This is a genomic window from Foetidibacter luteolus, assembly GCF_009650435.1.
Classification (GTDB): Bacteria; Bacteroidota; Bacteroidia; order Chitinophagales; family Chitinophagaceae; genus Foetidibacter; species Foetidibacter luteolus.
This window is the reverse complement of sequence record NZ_VVIP01000018.1, coordinates 15,680-36,017: the sequence shown is the minus strand read 5'-3', so window position 1 is coordinate 36,017 and position 20,338 is coordinate 15,680. Positions and strand designations below refer to the sequence as shown.

The following is a 20,338-nucleotide window of genomic DNA, read 5'->3' as shown; positions in this document are numbered from 1 at the left end:
TGGATGCAAAGGGGCGACTTGAAAATAATGGATTGGAAGGTTGAATAAAGTGTCATCCTATTTTACGAATATTTGAGGCGGTAGTTAAATGGATTAAAGTCTCTGGGGGGTTACCTCTTCTTTTCACAAATCCTTGTTAGGTAATTACTAGCAAGGATTTTTGCTATTGCAGAGTAAACAATGGGTAAACAGTTGGCAATCCTCTCCCCACGTAGTTCAGTAAAATCTGCGTTTCAAGGACACGTAAAAGTCTCCAGCGGTGGCAGAAAGTGGTAATGCGTAAGGCCCGGGGAGAAATTGAAGTACCCCGCACGACCTGCAATTACTTGTAGAAAACTGCGCGAAAGCTCCTCCTGATAAAAACAACATTTCCTTCTGTTACTCCTCTTAAAGGAAAAGATGGGTTGGTAAATGTCCCAATCGCTTCTTTGCTGGTAATATGTTGCGTTTCTATATAAAAATGCTTGGTGAAGCTGGATCTTCTGCAAATGAGATAGGGGCTTATATACGCTGTGTAGTTATTATAGTACTTAACTTGTCTTGCCAGTTCATCATTCACTAAAATTCACTGAATACCAACACTGCTCTTAATTACCCTCTCGCCCTTGGCGTCATTCGAATATTGACAAAGAAGTTCATCTCTCAATACTGCCATTAACCTGTTTTCTTCATCCCAGAAATAGTTACTGTTTCCATTGCCAGTCAAGTTGCCGTTAGCATCATAGCTATAGACATCTGTCCCGACTTTTGTCTTTGATGGGAGCGGCTCCATAGTAACTATAAAAATGACGATAACTTTTAAACGGCATGGAATCACCCAATTTTATTTCGGTGATATCGTATAGATTGTCATAACTCATCTTAAGGCTATACTTATCCGATAGCTTACCACCGCAATATATACCTCTCGCTGCTACTAAGCGATATAGGTTGGCGTAATCGTAACTTTGCTCTGCATAGCCTCCTAATTTTGGCGAATCCGCAGGCACATCATTCTTAACGCCCAAAATATTACTCACGAGCTGTATGGCGCCACCATCGCTGAAAGCTACTTGACGCTTCGCCTGCAGAAGCCTCAGCGGGAACTGCTCGACAGCCCCTCCAAATCCGTCGAATCCATTACCCTTGACTCCGGTTTCGCAGACACCTCCATGCTCAGCCATCACTTCTTAAAAAAAAGTTCAGTGTCAGGTCCGGCGCCTTCTGGAAAACGTACCGTACCACTGATTCAGTATGTAACATACGGCTTGCACGCCATCTCCCGGTCGGGTAGATTGCAGGTATGATTGTACCGCAATAAACCGGCTTCCAGCCAAAAGAACTTACCACTTTGCAAAAGCAGGTGCGCTGCCTTCACCTGCAGGGCAGGACTTCGCAGCTAATCGCCGCCCAGCTTGGCTACAATAAATCCTACATGAATGTCCGGCTCGCCCAGGCAGAATACCTGTTGCAAGTACTCTGTATAACAAATGAAGAAATAAAATGTGAAAACTGAATTTAGGTACCTATATAACCTTGATTTCTTGACTGGTGAATTAGCGCCGGTATAGCGGAATTCACTTTAGCTATTTTGGACGATGGGGCTGGAGCTGTTATAGCAGAGATCGGAATTTGTCTGCCTCTAATAATTGTAACTGTCGTTTCCTAACATGGACTTAAAACGCCGCTCAATTATCTGCCTTGCATATTTACGCAACGCCTCTTCAGGGTCTGCAGCTGGCCATATTATATATTTGAGCACCTTAAGCCTGTCATCAATATTTTTATGCTTGGCGCGATTGAATCCGGGAAGCAGGATCGGAACTATTGTCTTTTTAAGTATCGATGCAGCCCCCCATTCTGTAAAAACCCACTTGCTCTTCTGGCTTTCTTCAGAAAGCAATATGCAGAACTCCCTGGAATTCCTTAGCCCGTCCTCAATTTTTTGAGAAAGAATATCACCCGGCACACTGCCTTCATCATCTATGAAATATTTGACCTTTTCCTCTCTTAATATTGCGCGCAATTTTTTTGCAAATGCAAAGTCCACATGGGAATAACTAATGAACAAATCAAATTGCTTCTCTTTTTCTTCCAGACTAATTCTGTTCTTTACAAAGTATCGATTGATAATTTCAGGATAAACCAATTCCACCCTGCTTTCTAACATGATATGTTGCAACCAGGCCGGTTTTGAATCTTGTTCATTTAAGTTTGATAGAAACGTAATAAGTTTTTCACGGACTTCATTCGCCGCCGACTCCTTGAAAGAAACTTTTGATTCAACGAATAAGCTGAGTTTTCCGGATCCATATGAGTCCGTCCTACATTCAAAAATCAATGTGGAAGTTTTCCAGATCTTGTATTCAATACTTTGGAGTTCGGTTAAAACATAGTTCAACAATCCCCTGGACGTGGGATTATTAGTGTCAGGTCTTTTAAGCCTCTCATGAAACACACTAATTTTAAAGAATTGGTGTCTCAAGTGCTTGGGTATGATTATCACCCTCAAGTTTAAGTAATGTGAATCAGATTCCGCAAAACAAATCGATGGCAAATTGAAATCTTGTTTTTCCGGTTCCAGCAAATAAATCATTTCATTAATAATTCCCCTTTCTGTAGGAATGAAGTTTCCATTATTATACCTGACAGTAAATGGACGATAGATTTTCTTTTCAATCTCATCTCCACTTTTCAGGAGTCTCTCTGTATCGTAATAGAAATAATGACAGGACGTATTTACGCGGGTTATTACAGCATTTCTTAGATCGATGTCATCTTCGTCATAAAAAAGATATTTGTCAAATTTTTGCTTTAGTTCAGTCTTTAATTTATTGGTTGCATGATGTACCTTATTATAGCAGCTATTCTCGGTATTGTAATCGTCCTTAAAATCATCCAGGTTGAATTCATCAAATGCAATATGGACATCCCAGGTTGAATATCTGTGTGCAGAACGGTTTGAAAAGGAATATATTAATGAAATATTTTGCTTAAGTAAATACTCCGAAATGACTCTTATACCAGTCGTCTGCCCAAAATCCTTCACTTGCTTCAATCTTACAATTAGTCTTGCTGTTTTCGGCCATAAATGGTATGGTATTGGAGACAGCATAAAATGATATTTGATTCTATCATTTTTTTCGGCATACTTTGATCTGGGGTGATAAACACCAAACAATAGTGAGCCATTATAAATCTGCAACCCTTCCAGTAAATTCTTGTGAAACTGGAGATTTCCCTCAGTATCACAATAACCGACACCGCCGATAACCATAACTTTCTTTTTTAGTGTAAAACTCTTTAACGTTATTATTGAGACCTAAATTCACTTTTCTCATTATATGACAGTATAACTCATTAATTTAATGGATAAACTATATATGCTTCCCACTGAACCTTCAATGCTTTATTTTAAGGGTAACCACTAAATTATAAAATCTGTCTTAAAGGAATCCTTGATGACTTTCACAAAATGTAAGTCAAGAATATTAATAATAGTATTGAGCTTACTAAGGAGTAGAATTGAAGATATAAATTGATTTTCTAATTTGCAAGTATAACTTTCAAAATCTTTTCACTTTGTTTGTTGCTTTTTTAATGCAATTGCTCTTTGACAAATTGCTGGTATGTATCTCCCGATTACTGAATACATTCTAACATTAATCATAAGGAAAGGCATTGCAACACACTAATTCTTTCATCGTACCACATAATCTTTGTGTACCATAGACTTATGAAAGCTTCTGTATTCAACTGCTCTCTCGCTTAATGGTTTTTACACCCACTTTCAATCGCTAGGGAATAATAAACAGCATTGTAAAATTATCAACACGAAAAAATTTCAAGCCGTACCAGTGAAAAGGTATGTTGATACGAGCTAAACAGGTAGAAATCAGGAGGGCAAAAAGATGAGTATATAAAAAGCCGACAAAATACATCATAGTCAGCCTAGCTCTCTTTCTTCGAAGATGGTGACTTAATACTCATAGCAGAAGATTGAATTTGTCCTGACATCATACGATCAAGATCTTCCTTTTTAAAATAGCCCTTTTCATTGTTAAAAACCATGCTTTCCTAGCAATTCTTAGCAAATTGAGTTCTGCCAAGATGTGTATATATCTCGCTTTTCATCTAATAATTCATTTTCAGAGAAAAAATTATTTGATCAAGTGATATTTAATTTTGCTCTCACAAGCATGAAAACCAAGGTGGATGCGTGCTTGGAGGTTTCAACTGGGCAAAGAAATTTCTGGGGGGAAGGTTTAAAATATGCTTAGCTTTGGGTTACCCCAAATAGAAAAGCACGTAAACCTCTTAATGATTTACATGCCTTAATATACCTGAATCCAGCAAAAGTCGGGATGACTGCCCGAACCGAAGAATATTAAGCAGCTATAAATCAATAATTTATGCAGAACTTTCTACCCGGGTTCACCAGCTGGTTCTTGACCCGGTATATAAAGAACTTCTGCCCGTTAAATTAGCATAATTTTTGAGTTTAAAAAACTCCCGCCAAAAGCCCCGATTCCTAAGAAATCCACTGCTTTATTCCTATTTTAGGAGAAATTATATAGACCCTAATCATGCAATGATCCCCACTGACCATAGAGCGGCTGAAAACATACATCATTGGAGATGCCGGACATTTTCCACGTCTTACGGGCCCTCAAATATTAGAGCTATTCCACCACCATGTTGGATTTAAGGATGTCTATGAACGGGAAAATGGTGGTATGCCAGAATCACTTTCTCGAAAAGACTACGCGTCAAAAGGATGAAGGAGATCAACGGCAAACGTGAAATCCAGAAGCTGATTGAAGCAGTGGTTTCGAAAGCCCATTTCTTACGTACGCCAGACCTTAACCTGGATGAAGCAGTGGCCGAAATGAACATAATACTCGCAGCAGATAGTTACAGCCTGGTAAATACGGGTGATGGTGTTTTTGGGGCAATCGGCCAAAGATCTGTCAGAAAGATTTGGCAAAATCATGCAGGCAAGACAAAGCAATTCCATTAACAGCAACGATACATCTATCAGTCATTCTTCCCAGTTTGAATCCGCTATACCTGCCTCCAAAATTGCACAGCTTAGCTCCGGGGTTTTATTTATGCATACCTGTAATGGCTTTTCTTCTGATAAAGTTGTTCAAAATCTCCGTTGACAAATCTATCCTGGCAACTGCGGTTTTAATAATCATTGGTGCCATGTTTTTAAGATTTTATAGATTTCATTCACTTCAAATCCAAGACCTCGCAGCCTGGGATACAAAATTGAGGAAGCAGGTTTTTACAAGGCTGGATAGTTTGATGTTTGGGGTGGTCGGTTCTTATTTCTATATGGATTTCCAACAAGCGTGGCAGCGATACAAATTTTCCTTACTACTAATGGGTATGCTGGGTTTTATTATTGCAAAATTCAATTTATTCGAAGCTAACGTGCTAGGACTCTATTATTGTGTATTTTCGTTTTCAACTTTTTCGCTAGCAACTCTTCTTGTATTACCCTATTTCAGCTCTATCAAAAGTGGCAAAGGCTTTCTTTATAAATACTTTACTTAAATCAGTCTAATATCTTACTCCATATATCTCGTTAATTTCAGTCTTGTGAAAAATGGATCATAGGTAATATTAACTGGTCAGTTTTACAAAACGCAGACAATAATTTGTTTTTTGTCTGCCGGTATTCCCTCTATTTGATCCTCACAATTACCATTTCAATTTTACTCTATAAATATTTTGAACTGCCTGTCATGAATCTGAGAGATAAGTTTAAAACTGGTAAGAATAGCACAAAAAAGATCAAAATCGTAGGCACCCACAGAAGTATCTCATAGTGACGATGTTTTCATCCTTCGTCAGGTTACCTATCGCGTCATAAGCATAATTCCCTGCGCTTTGGTTGTCTATATCCTCCGCATAGTTCGATGCTGATACCGTGTCCTTAATATGTTCCAACCTGTTCGTCCCTGCCACATACACATAATTCAGGCTGTCCATCCTTGTAGGTTTGTTCGCAAACGTGTTGCTACCAAAACGCTGGTATTTCAGTATGTTGCCATGGCATCATAAGCCACCGATTCCCGGTAGTCCAGTATTTTAGTCAAACTGCTCCAGGTAATGCCGCTGCTCCGCCAGCTATCCATGTTCACCAGGCGGTTGAGTTGGTCATAACGGTAATTGTACAACAGCGGCTTGCCCAGCCTGGCAACATTCACCGCCATGCTGCTGATATTCCCGTTATAAAGCGGCTGACATACGTATTTGAAAACATTAACAGCACTCCCAAAGAGCAGCTACACCTTCTGCTGCCACAAAACTATACGGCCAACTCCAAACAACAATGACGGGGTTCGCCGATGGGATACAGCTCGTAAAGCTTATACTTCTTAAAAGTAAAAAGCCGCCGGATTTTACACCAGCGGCTTATGCGTTTTATCATAATAGGTACAAGCGAAACCAATATAATTCCAGGTTCTTATACAATTATGCGTTTAAAAAAATAGCTCCTACCAAAAGTATAATTGGCAACATCATAGAAACCGCAAAATAAACAACAAAGAGCTTCCCATTGTAATAGGGATACCTATTTAACAGCTTCTCGTATCTCTTATTTCTAAATATCAGTAGATAGTTTATAATAAAACATGGTAAAATAAATAAAACCAGATAAGTCAATACATTATTAACACGCGAAGGCAAAAACGATAATTCAATTTTATAAAAATAAATTTTAAAAACATATTTTTCTAAAATTGTCATACTTAAAACAAAATTGAATGCCATTGCCAGCGTCATAAATATCATCGTTCCAACGTGCCAATTGTCTCTATTCGCTGGCTGTTGTTTCGCTCTTTTTATGCAATCCACCCAGATTCGGTAATACAAGCTTAGCATTTTTTTTCAATGAATAATGTAAGAATCAGGAAAAAATATTCACTTATTGCCTCTCTAATACAACTTTTATTAGTATAACCTGTCACCTCCAGCCGCCTCATCATCTAATGTTGCCTGAAATTGTTCGGTTGCGTTACCACCATAAGCGGGGGCATTAGGTAAATTTGTGTTGTACATAATTTGCATGGCCATCATCCAATTTTGATAAGCTTGAAGAGCAACACTGCCTTTGCCCGCAATACCTGAAATTGTAGACATAGTTTGAGGTGCGACTCCGAAATATGTAAGGCCATTCGCTGTCAATCCGGTTGTTCCTAAAGTTAAACCCGTTACATCAGCTGGATTTACATTTTTAATTCCTCCTTTCAAATACTGGTCACGCACCTGAATTGCTGTCAATAAGTTTGCCAAAAGAGAAAGACCGAATCCAGTTCCTTTAATCTTATTAGAACGCTGTTTATACATTTTAGCTTGCACCGAAGCATGCTTAATGTTTGTTGGAAGTGGCCTGACCTTTCCTTTAGTTGTGGTATAATTCTCATGATCGTATGTACTCTCCCAAAAGCCATAGTGAGTATCTGTTAATCCTATTAAAGCAAAAAATGCTGCTAACAGTTTCGATCCCGGCGAGTTACTTACAGTAACGTTCTGTAATGTCTGTGATTGTACCCACCCATTATCAGTGTTATAAACGGCTTCATTTCCTTTATCATTAATCCAAACATCTCCTGGGTTAGGCTTATAACCTTTTGGAAGTTCTCCTCTTATTGTATCAAGACCAAATGGATCACTAAATATGATGGGGTTGTTTTGAGTAAAAGAATATGTTGACCAGTTCAAGACCAAATCTGATAATGCATCTATTTGATGAAACCTGCCAATTTGCGGATCGTAACTCCGATAGGTTGTTTCATATAACTCAAGCCCAACGCCATCAGAAAAATCTTTACTGGATAATTCAACTCCATTAAATTTTCTCTTATTCCCCACCTTCCCCGCACCCTTGCTACTTATCCCCGCCATTGTCAGTCCGAATGGATAATAATGCGTCTCCTCCAGCAATGGCCCTGGTATCACCGTTACTTGTAAATTATCAAAGAACACTTCTGTTTCTAAGGATTCATTACTAGTAAAGATATATACAAATCCAGTTTGGTCTATCTGCCAGTCCTGTTTTACCAATTCTTTTATCTCCCCTTCTTCGCCCACCTGTTTAAAACCACTGTGTTCTCCCTTTTCCAAAGGGTTGATCGTTGTATCTTCCTGAATGGCTTTGGCGTTATTGTCCAATAGTAACCAGTTCAGGTAAGCTTTTGGCTTGCGCTTGGGTTGGGCCTGTTCATCTTCATCCCTGCTGCGTACGAAAGCACTTAAAGCCGGCAACAATGCCGATGACGATCCTGCTGATGCCATCGATGCTCCTTTGGCTGCGGTTCTCGCACCATCCCCAAGCAAACCGGCAGCCAACCCATCAATATTGCTTTTTGGGTTTTCCTTACTATAAGTCTTTCCTTCATACCAGCTATTAGCCCTAATATGCACTTTGTCCCCTGCATTTACTTTCAAAACAATATAAGGCCCTACCTTACGGTTTTTCCCATCTACCTTCGCCAGAAACTTATTACTGCTGTCCTTCTGCGGATAAGTTTGAGGGGCTACTGTCCTTGTTTCAGCAAGATTAGAATAATAGGTTTCTTCCACAGCCTGTGCTTCCGGCTCCATCGTAGCCATATTATAAACCTGTATATTAGTCTCTTCCGTGAGCACCGTCCTGATATTCCCTAAGTGATCTTTCAGGAAGTAATCAAAAGCAAAGCTCTGGTTACCGTTTTCTGTTGTGGGCACTATCGGCCTTACCCTCCCTTCCTCATGTCCAAAATGCTGCAGCTTGTTATTCTCATAAATAAAACCTGAGAGATAGGCTGTCTGCGTTTGTTTGGATGTATTGTTGTTGGCGGCTGATGCTGTTTCGCTGGTTCTCTTTTCCAGCTTGTTGCCTGCTGCATCATAGATATAGGTAATCGTGCCCTTATTGGTTACGGTTATCTTCCAGGGAAGATTCAGGTGATTGTACACAATGGCGCTGATGGCTTTATTTTTATCAACAATCAGGTTGCCATTGTCATCATAATCATAATCGGCACCGCTCCTGTTTTTATCCGTAAAGTCCCCAAGACCATAATCGGTTGAGCCTATCGTGGCATCCTCTGTTACTGTCGTTAGCTTATTGCTATACTGGTTGGTTTGCTCATAGGCATAGCTCATCTTGTCTATCCAGTTACTGCCCCCGCCTGCCAGCAATCCCTTCTGCCACATCTTTTTAATATTCCCGTTTTCATCATAAGCGCTGGCGACATCAGCGCCTGTATTCCCCATTATCACACTGAAGTCCACGCCTTCGCTGGTGTTCCAGGCACTGCCGGTATATTGGGTAAAATCCGCCTTCATCAATCGGTTTGCGACATCGTAACTGTAACCATAGGCCCTGGATTTACCATCGCTGGCGCTTCTCCACCGCTGGCCAGCTATATTGCCGTTCACCTCTTTGCCGTCAAAACCCCAGTCATAGCTCAGGTCCATCGCAAACCATTTGTTGGTTGTATTTGTTACTGCGCCATAGGTGGCGCCATTGTACCAGTTAACCCCCTTCAGCCAGCCACGGATATTGTAGGCATAATTGTCAGTTTCCATGGCCGCGGTATTGGTAGCAGACTTCTGGCCGATGTTTTTGGTTTTTAGCTGCCCCATCGCATCATACACATTCTGCACAATGGTGCGGCTAGTGGTGATGCTGCCCTTTGTCACTGTTTTGATCACTTTGGTAAGCCTGCCTGCATGGTCATATTCAGTGTTGGTCTTTATCCTAATGTTACTGATGTTGGCAGAAGCATTGTTATGCACCAGGTAACTACAGAGTATCTTGCCGGTAAAATCATAAAGGTTAGTTATTACATCATCGCCTCCCTTATAATTATCGCTATTCACCTGTATCACCCTGCCTTTTTCATCGTAGAAGCTGGCTGTTTCCATCCATTTGCCAAGCGAGAGATTGTTGGGGTCTTCGATCACCCTTACCCGCGAAACTGTTACCAGACCCTTTGTGGCACTGCTCTTAGCAGAAGGCAATGCTTCTGCATAAGCATTGGAATTAGTATTGTTCAAGCTCCCATTGTTGCTATTGCTGTAAGTTTTGGAGGTCTTGGAATAATCATCATAGAAGCTATAGGTCAAAGGATATTTTGTTTCTCCGGTCAGCCCGGTAATCGGGTCAGCACTTACATCTATGCTGTTATTAAAACTCCCTCCTGCGGAAGCCGTAACTATTTCCATGGTAAATTCCGCGCCTTCTTCAGTGGTAAAGCCATCATGTGCTTCTATGCTGTTGCTGGCTTGGTATAATGGTCGGCCCTGCTCCCTTTCCGTTAGATACAGATCAGCGGGGGTGGTGGAGATAAAGCTGCCAGTGCCAGCAACTGTGGTGGGAGTATTGTTGAGTGCCGCAGTCTTCACTTGATCCCAGGTACCGTTATAGGTCATGACACCTGTTTCTACCGGTCTGTTCACGTTATCATAGAGTGTATAAAGCCACTTTTTGGTGCCTGCCCGCATATTGGCATCCTGGCTAAATACCAGCCTGTCGCGATTGTCAAAAGCCATATATATCCATCCGGCACCAGGCACTTTTTTGGCTACCAAGCGCTGGCGTTCATCATACTCATAACGAAAACAGAGCTCATTGGAAAGAGGTGAGGCAAGTATCCAGTTACCGGCACTCACCATCGCAGCCACAGCTTTGGGGGATATTACAAACCTTAATTGTCCCATTTCATCGTACACATAGTAGGTACATAAAAAATTGGCGTGACCACTAAAATCAGCGGGAATGGCATTGGGGCCAATCTCTACCTTCCTTAATATTACACGCCCCTCTTTGTCTTTATACTCAACGGTTGCCTTGCCTTTTTCATCTTTGGTCACCGTCTTATACAGTTGGCCGGTCCCATATGCTGCTGAGCTTGTGGGTATGTTGACAGAGGCATTTTCGTCGGTACTGGCATAGTTCAGGGCAGTAAAGCCAATCGTCCATATCCTTACATTATCATTGCTATTGTTAACTAGGTATTGAACTGAGATCATTTTTTCTGAAGCACCGCCTTCGCTACCGGCCCAGCTATTGCCGGGCGCAAAGTTTTCCGTTACTCGGTCCAGTGGAGAAGCTTCATAGTTGGTATGACTGTAATAAAACAGTTCATTGGCCAGCGCGGGCTGTTCAGCCTTGTAAGTGGTGCCATAAAATCCTGCCTGGTCTGAAAAAGGGCTTTGCTTGAACGAACCATCACTTGCTGCTGCAGCGTTATTCGTTGAGGCATACCCATAAGGGAGGTACTTGTATTGTTCTCTGCCAAACTCATCATAGACCACCGGAGCAACTATATCTTTTTGTCCTGGTGAATTCCTCCAGTTGACGGTTTGCAACAATCGTCCAAGGCCGTCAAAATATTGTGTGGAACGGCTTACCCTTGTTACATCACTGCTGCCCGTTACTTCCGCTTCTGTCGCAAAGGGTCTAAGCGCCTGCCAGGATCTTACATAATTACCAGCGGTGCTGCCATAAGCTGCCGGTACCGGCCTTGCGGTGCCTGCTGCATTTGGGGTTTGCGTCTCGATTGTTGGTTTGAGTTGAGCCTTGGAAACCAGAAATAAATTTATAGTGAACAGGCATATAACTATGCGCTTTTTCCAATAAACGCTTCCTTGATTCATAATCTTTTCTTAGAATTTATTTAGTTTTCAGGAAAAAGGAATGGAAGACCATTGCTGAGTAAGCGGACATGATCTTTTTATACTCGTTTGAGTATGCATCCTTTTGGCAATTGACTTTATTCAATTTCACAGTCCTCGCACAACAAGGGCTCACCCTGCCTACCTCTCGTTGCTGCAATCTTATTTTTGATTAATTGCAGATACTGTTCAAATAACGTATTACCTAATAGTTGTCTCATACTATTTTCCAGTTCCACGGCTTTCTGAGTTATCTGGATACCTTTTTGCCCTTCATCTAAAAGAGTATCTTCCCGAATAGAGGTTACTTGGGCTAAATACAAGTCCCTGCACGCAAATAGTGAATCAACGGTTGAATCTGTGATCCCCAACGAATCCTTAAGACAAACTCTCTGAACTGAATCGATTTTCGGCTTAACAATTTCCAGATCGCCGGTGGAATCAACCTGCGCGTTCAACACAATAAACATTTGCGTAAAAATCACAGTTAAGAATATCTTCAAGTGCAAGTTCATGACATAAAATTTTTAAATTATTGCGGTGAATACCCCGTCCCTGCTAACAATAAGAATTGATAATTATAACAGTGCACGCCATCATCCATAGAAATAATCTGATTGCCAAGAGAAGTTTGCGTTCCATTACAGGTGGCAGAATAAAACGTTTCCAGAGGAGATGTTCCAGAACATGTTGTCCTGACCTTCTTATAATTCACGTTCAGGTTGTTAACAGATAAAGGCTGTGTACACCCGGGATCTGAAAAGAACCCGATTATGATTGTCGCTGTTGTCATATCGACATCATTAAAATAATTGGTATAAAAGATCTTTGCATAAACGGATGCCCCGCCAGAACCGCCAGGCACATTGGCGAATTTGTAGTCAAACTTTTGCACCACATTTCTGAAGCTGTTCTTTATGTTTGACAACCGACTGTAGTTGTCATATGTGTAGGTCATAATTTGTCCCTTGTTGTCAGCTTCGGATGTCATTCCTGTCAGAGGCTTATATGTGTACGAAGACATCAATGCGTTTTCCGGGTATAAGCGTACCTCATCTATAAGTCCTGAACCATCAATCTGAACTATTTGCGAAGAAGGAACTGTTACTTTATGCTCAAAATATGTCCAGCCGTTCGCAGTTAGTCCTGTTATAATGGAGGTAGAGCCGGTGACAGTAAAAGGCTGTGAACTGTTTCTCCAATAAGAAACAATTACCTTGGCGTTAACCGGCAAGCCCGTTTTCTTTATTGGTTTGGTAGCTGTAACGGCATAATAACTTTCTCCCGTCGGAGGCATTAAAGATTCAGTAGTTTCCCTGGTAACGGTGCCGGAATACTCCCAGTTACCCTGATCACTGGACTCAAACGAAGAATAAGCGATCTGAGCATTTGTTGCATTTTTGGCCTCGGCGATAGGGTAAGCACCGTTATGCGCCCATATTAAGGACGTTGGCATTTGATCCTCTGGCAATATATTTTGCGGGTTATTTTTAGCGTCGTATTCAAATTTTGAAAAAGGCTTGTATTTGCTATCTGGCGAATATACCCCTGCGCTACCAGAGGGATAGACAGACCCTAACGCGCGGTTGCTGAATTTAAACGATGACGAAGTGATGGAGGCCGCACTTTCAAGCTTATACACCCAATCGACATTTGTTCCAGAATATGTACTGATTTTACCACTCACAATCTTATTGGTGCTGCCAATCTTACGTAAAGAGACTTCTTCAATTGGTGCACTAAGCATGTTTTTGGAAATAAGATTTGCAATAAACGCGGTTCCAGTGGCATAATCTTGCGGATAAAGTGTATATTTTGTAAGCAAGTTGTCATCGCTGCCCTTCGTTTCAATACGGGTAGGATTTAAATGGTTTAAATTATCATAATAATATTTTGTATAGGAAGACAACGGATTGTCATTTGCATCATAGGTAGTTGTTGTTTCTTTATCCAATTTTTTAATCGCCGTTTTAATAGTCTTATCCAAGAGAGTATACACCTGCCAATTGAATCTCTGATCCGTCATTGTTAATTTCTGGTATTGACCGTTGCTTGCTATAGGAAACTCCAAATTTTTATACAGGGACACTTGTGGGATATTCAGCTCCTTAAACGTGACATAGTCCATTTGTGTAAATGTGACCGTTTTGTATTCGCTTGTTTGGGCATTATATCTTTGAACAGTTTTGGTAGAGAGCAAAGGCATGCTCCATTCATCAAAATTGAACACCTTAACTTCGAAATCATCACTACTTCCTGATCCTACGTTTGCCCCCTGGTAATTGCCTGCCGGAAAGCTAACTGATTGCGGAGTAGCAAAATAAGTAGGGAAGGTATATGTGTAAATGGTTCTGCCGTTGTTAATCCCTCCGCCAGAAAAATCCTTCTCAGTTACGCTTGAATAATAAACGGGATGATTCAAAGAGGCCTGCACTTCGGGGTTGGCATCAGAACTATATATTCTGTACCTGTAGCTGCCCATATAATCCGCCTGAAATGCCTGATTATTGGAGCCTTCTATCACATACATTTTCTTTTTACTTGAAAAATAATCGTATACGAGTGGATATCTAATAACGAATGCTCCCGCATATTCATATGTCTTTGCCTTTGTATTCCCATATCCGTCGTCAGAAAGAATCTTTTGAATGCGTAACCCCGGTCCGTCAACGAGGTTTCCTCCCCAATCATATATCTTATTTGGTTCGTAAGTCAATTCGGTCGTTCCGCCTGTAGGATACGTAATTTTTTTAATCATACCTGGCAGCTTTGCATTAAAGCTGGCTATTTTATCATTTGGGGTGCCGCCGGTATTAAATGTAGAAGTTCCACCTGCTTGTTGAACGCCAAATGATTGAATTGGAATTTGCCTGGTTCCACTGGTCGCATAATTAAGCGTATTGCAATATCCCCACCAGTCCTTCCTTTTCGCAAAATCCGGCTGAGTGCCTCCGTTTTGACCAGGGTAATACTCAAAACTGTATTTTTCAATTTCCTGATTTCCTTTGTCGATAAAGGTGATATCTTTTATCGTCCGCGAATTATTATTCGCCAAAAAAAGGTTTGTGCCAGGAATATAATCAAAATATGAAAATTTTACTGTCTTTACAAGAGCGTTAGCATCGGTAGTAATGGTACATGTCTGAAGCAAAAATTCTGTGGATGTATTTGAATATTCGAAGGTTATTTTGCCATTGTCAAACTCAATTTCCTTGATGTACGAGATGCCGTAGTTCTGGTAAGAATCTCCATTAGGCCCCGACACCCCCTGTTGATAGTATCCGTTAAATGTGCTTTCTCCTGATCCTCCCAGATAAATACAATTCGTATTATACAGCCCTGCATCATTGACTGCCAGTAAATCTCCATAAGTCCGCCGGCCTATCCATGATGATGGTTGTATTGATTGAGAGTTGTATTTAAACCTGATCAACCTGCCGGAACTTGTTGTAATATTGTTGATAAACCAGGATGTTGTCCCATTTGCTTCGTTTGAAAATTCATTGAAGCCATAACCATTTTCGCTTCCAAACTTATAGGTTATTCCTTTATCGTCAATTACTGTGATCGTGCTCGTTCCGCTGAAAGTCACTTTATATGGGCAGTAGGTTAGAAAGACAACACCTACATTATCCCTGTTTATAAACTTCGCTGAAATACCGTTCAAACTGATAGTATAGATATCGTACTCATTATCCATTTTAGTAACACTCGTATTGTACGCGATGCCTGTAGGATCTATTGAAATCAGTTCGTTGTAGTGATCGTTTTGCGGACTCAACTGTGCGTCTGTTTTTTCCAAGTGGTAATAGCCGTTGCCGTCTGGTAACCCCCTCACCTCGCGGTTAATCACGCCTGTTGCCAAAAGGCTCCAGTTCATTCCCAATGGAGAGAAATTCAATTCAGCCTTCCTACCAGATGCATGAAAACTTGCTGTAATAGGAAAGCTATAATCGTTGAGGCTAATATTGTATATAGGTATACTAATTTGTGGAACACCTGTGGACAGGTCCACTGGAAAATCCACATATTTTTGGAACACCATCGCGTTAGGTGATGGCGGTATATAACGTTGGTCCTTGACAGGATTTTGAGCAAAAGTTATATTCACCGATACAAGCAAAACTAAAAACAAACAGATCTTTGCTGGCATTTTTTCAAATTGTAATGTTCTTATACCTGAAGTCATGGATACTGATTTATTTCTGCGTCGAAGGAATTTTTTGGGCATTTGTCTCCATCAATTGTATTAGTTTTTGCACCAGTTCAGTTTGTGTTTGAAGTTGCCCTTTTAACGTTGAGATTTCTTTTTTCTGAACACTTATCTCCTTCTCCTGATGAATACTATACAAAGTCAACTCTTCAATCTTCTTCAACAATACCGCTTGTGAATCTCCCAGATCAATACCCTTTTCCGAAACTTCTTTAGCAGAAGGAACACCTGGTAAATGTTTATTCTGTTGAATAAAATCTTCCACTTTATATAGTGGAAGCAGATTATAATCTTTGTCAAAAACATAATCGGCCCAGCCGTTCTGTGTAACAATTAGTTTCTTTGCTTTAATATTGCCGTTAACGGCAAGCATTTCGTCGGGAGACAGTGTTCCTATGCCAACATTCCCCGCTGCTGTTACTACCATCAGGTTTTGACTGAGATTATTGATAGCAAGCACATTATTATTCACAAGTGCAGTACCATTTTTTTTCCTGCCGTTTAACACAATTGCTGCTCCAATAACATCCGGAGCCACAGGAACGACATCATCCGCTTCACCGATAAAAAACAAACCGTAAGGCCTTCCGGGTGTATAGCTCCTGCCTTTGAGACAGGGTATGTACTGGTCTGTAAATGTGGTGCCGTTTTCAATACTCAAATACGCATCTGCTTCGGAAACTCCTGTTTGTGTATATTTTCCAAAAGAGCTGCCCTGCGTGCCAACAATATGCATTTTAGCTGTAGGAGACGCCACACCAATACCCACATTTCCCAAATTGGTAATTGTTAAACGCCTATACAATTCTAATTGAGCTTCCGATAGATCTGTTAATAAGTCTTCGGGATTTGTGGGCTGGGCTGGTGGTTGAGGAGGGATAGCCCTTGTAAAAAAGCCAATGCCTCCACTTACCTGAAAACGTATAGCCCCAAAATCTATACTAGTACCGCCCGAGGGTACTTTCCATACATTGTTTTGACTATCCCATATTAAATTGTTGCTTATAATGCCTCTGGTATTATTATTACCCGTAGCCTGAGGTGCTTGAAAGTGAAATCGAGACGAACGAAGGAAACTGAAGAGGCTTATATCGAAATTGCCGTTCAATTGTAATTTTTGTGTCGGGTTAGTTACGCCAATACCCACATTTCCAGTATTATCATTATAAATATTATTACCGCTGGTCGTCCATTGCCCCTTCGCCGAAACTGCGCCAATCAAGCATAGAAATACGATAACTTGTTTTCTCATAAAGTTTATGGTTTATTCTATTTATATTATATTTGATGATGCTTTACCCGGGTGGTTTCTACAGCCTCCAACCTACTCTAAATTTAAAAGCCTGGCCTCTCGGGATCTGCTGACCGGCGAGAAAATCATACAACAACTGTATCTTGCTTTCTTTTTTCTTACCCACCTTAAGTTTCTTGCTTAATCCCAGTAATGCGGAACGCTGCCAGGTATCCAGGTTTTTTATCTGCCGCATGTTTTCAAATTCTTTGAGGTATTGGTATTCAAAACCGCCGGAGAGCCAAATACTTCCTTTTAAGCGGGCATCCACATAACTCCTCAATGAGACGCCCTGGTTACTCAAACTGATATGGTTCCAGCCACGGCCAAGCCCAATTTTATATCCACCGCCAATGCCCGCAGAAAAATTTTGCGAGAAACGGTATCCGACAGTCGGCGCTATGTCCAGGGTAGCAGGTAAGAAATTCGTCGTACCGCTTGTCTGCATGTTCAGGCCATATTCCAACCTTTGCAGGAAGCTTTTGTTTTTTTGCTGGTTAGGAGTAAAGTCTGGCATAATATCATCGCTGTTGCCCCCGCCTACTTTGTTCAGTTTATCTTTTAGCTGGTTGAGCTGACCCTGCGCTGCCTGTACCTGTTGCTGCAGGTTAACACCTACCGCACCAGAAGCGGGACCGATGGCCTGACCAAGCATGGCCTGCACCTGGGCGCGCGTTTGAAGACCTTCCAGTGCCTGGGTAGTACCGCCGTTACCACCCGGCATCCGGAAGAGTTGTGACAGGTAACTGTTTTTCTGGAAAAAAGATTGGAAGGCAGGCATTTCCCGTAAAGTGGCCAAGGCCTTTTCTTCCAGCTTTTTGCGATCATTGATAATTGCCTTATACTCTTTTAACCGTTCGCCGTAGTAATAAACACTTTTGCTGATCCCTTTGAGATTTTTAGCCAAATCGCTGTATTGGGATAGCTGTTGTCGTAATTGCTCTTGTCGTTGACGGATATACGCTTTGATCTCATTAGCTGACTGCAGTTTGCCCTGCAGTTCTCTCAGCTGACCACCGACTGCTGTTACCTGTTTTAACTTATCAGCCGGAAGACCTGGTACCTTTTCCAGGTAGTTCATCGCCGTACTCGTAGAATCCAACGAAGGAATATACTCTTTGAGCGGGGATAGAACCGCTTTGTCTAGCGGGGCTTTAAGCTTATTTTGCAGTTGTAGGTAAGCGTCCTGCGAACCGGTAAAAAGTTCTGCAGATTTGGTGCTGTCTTTCAACGCCAGCTTGCGTCGTAGCTTTTCTTCCTGCTTTTGCAGGCGGCGCAATAGTTTGGAAGATTGTTTATCTACAGAGGAACTGAGTTTTTCGTATTTGCTGTTGATAATAGCAAGTGATTTACCGCTAATGGTTGTAGCCGTAGAGTCCTTACTTGTTTGAGAATAACAGGAGATACACACAAAAAAAATGCTTAACAAGCACAAGATAGGTATCAATAAGGGTGATATGGTTGCATTAATTTTCAGGTAACCGGGAATTTTATTTTTTAAGAGTTTGGTTGCTAACGTAATGAGACACAACGTTCCGAATTCTTTTGGTGCTTCGACTTTAAGATAACCTTAAAAAAAGATTAAAGGCAGTCGCCTGTGAAGAGCAACCATGGCCATTTAAACATATTGTTAGATTTTGCGGTTATACTAACCTGTTAACAGCTTTTGCCTTCATGAAAAAGAAATACCCCTATCTGGACAGTTCCCTCAAAGATATCGCCGGTGAACTATGGGATGACATACCGGGACTGGATGGCTACTTCCTGGTTTCCAATTATGGCCGTATTAAAAGAATGGAAAGGACTGATGTAATCAGGCAGGGAATGATACGTTACTATCCGGAAAAGATCATATTGCCACGTTTATGGCTGGCACCCAATAAATTTGTAAAAGATACTACTGCACAACTGGCCGTCCATTTTACCCTTGAAAAAAAACGATATCACTTTTCTGTAAGAAGGCTAGTTTACCACTGCTTTGTGGCCCCGGTGGATCTTCATGATCAATCCATCCAGGTCATTTGCAAAAATGGCAACGGGCGGGATATGCGTGCTGCTAACCTTAAGCTGGTTACGCAAAGCCAGGTAGGAAAACTAATTGTCCAGCGTAACCGGCGGTTGGCGACGTTTCCCGAGTCGGCATGGCGCAAGGGTAGGCAGGCAATCATTCAAAAAATTAGCCGCCAGGTTTCTCAATACAATCAAAAAGGTAACCGCATCAAAACTTTTCCAAGTATCCTGGAAGCTTCCCGGCAGACAGGTGTCAGCCCTACCAGCATTGGAAGTGTATTGCAAGGCAAGCAATTGACTGCAGGTGGCTATTTTTGGGCACCAGGAAAGGAAAGGAGATTTGACGTCGATGCATTGCGGAAAAAGAGTCGTGACCGCCGAAAAGAAAGTAGAGGAACTAAAGTTACCCAATACGATTTACAGGGGAACAGGGTGGCATGTTATCTCAGTTTAACAGACGCAGCTGAGGCTGTTTGTGGTCATTCTACCGGTATTTCTGCGGCGATAAGGGGGATCATCAGGCAGGCTTACGGTTTTGTATGGAAAAAAGGGTACCAACGCAAAAAGATCCCACTTTCAGGTTTTACCTATGGGAGCAAGCTAAGTGCTTTGAGCCGGCAAAAGAAGGTCATGCAGTATTCACCAGAAGGAGAATATATCCAAAGTTTCCCAAGCATTAAAGAGGCTGCAGATAAAATGGCCACCACCCCAGCTAACATAAGGCGAGCGCTTAAAAGCCGGCATTTAACGGCTTGTGGTTATCAATGGAGAAATGCGGCCACATGATTGAAGGCTGTGTCATTATTCTCTATCATCAAATGTCCCTTAGTTAAAGTATGACTGGATCTGAATTCATTTCATTTGTTTACAGCATTAATTTTTTCCATCAAAGAAATTTTCTCTTCTTTTTCCTTCAACAACCTTTCGTATAGAGCAACAATTTTTTGCTCATACATTTCTATAATCTTTTCAAGAGGATTAAATTGATTTTGTATTGAATTGTCGTGAAAGTTATTATTGATATTATGAATCGCTTGCTCAGTATCAAAATTCTTTATCGCCTCCACAGGCACTTTCAACACTTTAGCCACCTGTTCCAGCAATTCCTCTTCTATCACATCCTTTTGTTCCAGCAGTGATATTTTCCGCTGGTTCCAGTCGTCTCC

At 41.3% G+C, this 20,338-nt stretch carries 11 protein-coding genes; 2 read left to right on the top strand and 9 right to left on the bottom strand.

Features of this window, described 5'->3' with window-relative positions; all coding sequences use genetic code 11:
• Nucleotides 1-725 precede the first annotated feature (725 nt).
• Nucleotides 726-1,163, bottom strand: a complete 438-nt coding sequence (locus F0364_RS05765) for a hypothetical protein (RefSeq protein WP_153796815.1) — start codon at nt 1,161-1,163, stop codon at nt 726-728.
• A gap of 458 nt (nt 1,164-1,621) precedes the next feature.
• A complete protein-coding gene (locus F0364_RS05760) occupies nt 1,622-3,256 on the bottom strand; it encodes a toll/interleukin-1 receptor domain-containing protein (RefSeq protein ID WP_153796814.1) in 1,635 nt (544 codons plus the stop codon).
• Between the two features lie 1,500 nt (nt 3,257-4,756).
• Between F0364_RS05760 and F0364_RS05755 the strand changes: the two genes are divergently transcribed.
• Nucleotides 4,757-4,999 carry a hypothetical protein gene (locus F0364_RS05755; protein WP_153796813.1) on the top strand — a complete coding sequence of 81 codons (243 nt, stop codon included), beginning with the start codon at nt 4,757-4,759 and terminating at the stop codon, nt 4,997-4,999.
• 1,027 nt (nt 5,000-6,026) lie between these two features.
• Here F0364_RS05755 and F0364_RS05750 read toward each other — a convergent pair.
• The 6 genes from F0364_RS05750 to F0364_RS05725 form a co-directional block, all read right to left on the bottom strand.
• The gene (locus F0364_RS05750) at nt 6,027-6,203 is read right to left on the bottom strand and encodes a hypothetical protein (protein WP_153796812.1); all 177 of its coding nucleotides are present in this window, start codon (nt 6,201-6,203) and stop codon (nt 6,027-6,029) included.
• Between the two features lie 742 nt (nt 6,204-6,945).
• Nucleotides 6,946-11,640 (bottom strand): DUF6443 domain-containing protein, encoded by a 4,695-nt coding sequence (locus F0364_RS05745; protein WP_153796811.1) that lies wholly within the window; start codon nt 11,638-11,640, stop codon nt 6,946-6,948.
• A 116-nt stretch (nt 11,641-11,756) separates the two neighbouring features.
• Entirely contained in the window at nt 11,757-12,173 is a 417-nt protein-coding gene (locus tag F0364_RS05740; protein WP_153796810.1) for a hypothetical protein, read from the bottom strand.
• Between the two features lie 17 nt (nt 12,174-12,190).
• The gene (locus tag F0364_RS05735) at nt 12,191-15,847 is read right to left on the bottom strand and encodes a hypothetical protein (protein ID WP_153796809.1); all 3,657 of its coding nucleotides are present in this window, start codon (nt 15,845-15,847) and stop codon (nt 12,191-12,193) included.
• A 10-nt stretch (nt 15,848-15,857) separates the two neighbouring features.
• Nucleotides 15,858-17,123: a hypothetical protein gene (locus F0364_RS05730; protein ID WP_153796808.1), complete on the bottom strand. Its 1,266-nt coding sequence runs from the start codon at nt 17,121-17,123 to the stop codon at nt 15,858-15,860.
• Nucleotides 17,124-17,181: 58 nt separating this feature from the next.
• Nucleotides 17,182-18,591 carry a hypothetical protein gene (locus F0364_RS05725; RefSeq protein WP_153796807.1) on the bottom strand — a complete coding sequence of 470 codons (1,410 nt, stop codon included), beginning with the start codon at nt 18,589-18,591 and terminating at the stop codon, nt 17,182-17,184.
• A 245-nt stretch (nt 18,592-18,836) separates the two neighbouring features.
• Between F0364_RS05725 and F0364_RS05720 the strand changes: the two genes are divergently transcribed.
• Nucleotides 18,837-19,958 carry an NUMOD1 domain-containing DNA-binding protein gene (locus F0364_RS05720; protein ID WP_153796806.1) on the top strand — a complete coding sequence of 374 codons (1,122 nt, stop codon included), beginning with the start codon at nt 18,837-18,839 and terminating at the stop codon, nt 19,956-19,958.
• A gap of 71 nt (nt 19,959-20,029) precedes the next feature.
• Here the strand turns inward: F0364_RS05720 and F0364_RS05715 are convergent.
• Nucleotides 20,030-20,338 (bottom strand): XRE family transcriptional regulator (locus F0364_RS05715; RefSeq protein WP_207632532.1); only part of this gene is annotated, 309 nt, incomplete at its 5' end.

Bases quoted from the DNA above. Each gene is read 5' to 3' on its own strand.
- F0364_RS05735 (WP_153796809.1), bottom strand. From the start codon at position 15,847: ATGACTTCAGGTATAAGAACATTACAATTTGAAAAAATGCCAGCAAAG.
- F0364_RS05755 (WP_153796813.1), top strand. From the start codon at position 4,757: ATGAAGGAGATCAACGGCAAACGTGAAATCCAGAAGCTGATTGAAGCA.
- F0364_RS05745 (WP_153796811.1), bottom strand. From the start codon at position 11,640: ATGAATCAAGGAAGCGTTTATTGGAAAAAGCGCATAGTTATATGCCTG.
- F0364_RS05765 (WP_153796815.1), bottom strand. From the start codon at position 1,163: ATGGCTGAGCATGGAGGTGTCTGCGAAACCGGAGTCAAGGGTAATGGA.
- F0364_RS05720 (WP_153796806.1), top strand. From the start codon at position 18,837: ATGAAAAAGAAATACCCCTATCTGGACAGTTCCCTCAAAGATATCGCC.
- F0364_RS05730 (WP_153796808.1), bottom strand. From the start codon at position 17,123: ATGAGAAAACAAGTTATCGTATTTCTATGCTTGATTGGCGCAGTTTCG.
- F0364_RS05740 (WP_153796810.1), bottom strand. From the start codon at position 12,173: ATGAACTTGCACTTGAAGATATTCTTAACTGTGATTTTTACGCAAATG.
- F0364_RS05750 (WP_153796812.1), bottom strand. From the start codon at position 6,203: ATGGCGGTGAATGTTGCCAGGCTGGGCAAGCCGCTGTTGTACAATTAC.
- F0364_RS05760 (WP_153796814.1), bottom strand. From the start codon at position 3,256: ATGGTTATCGGCGGTGTCGGTTATTGTGATACTGAGGGAAATCTCCAG.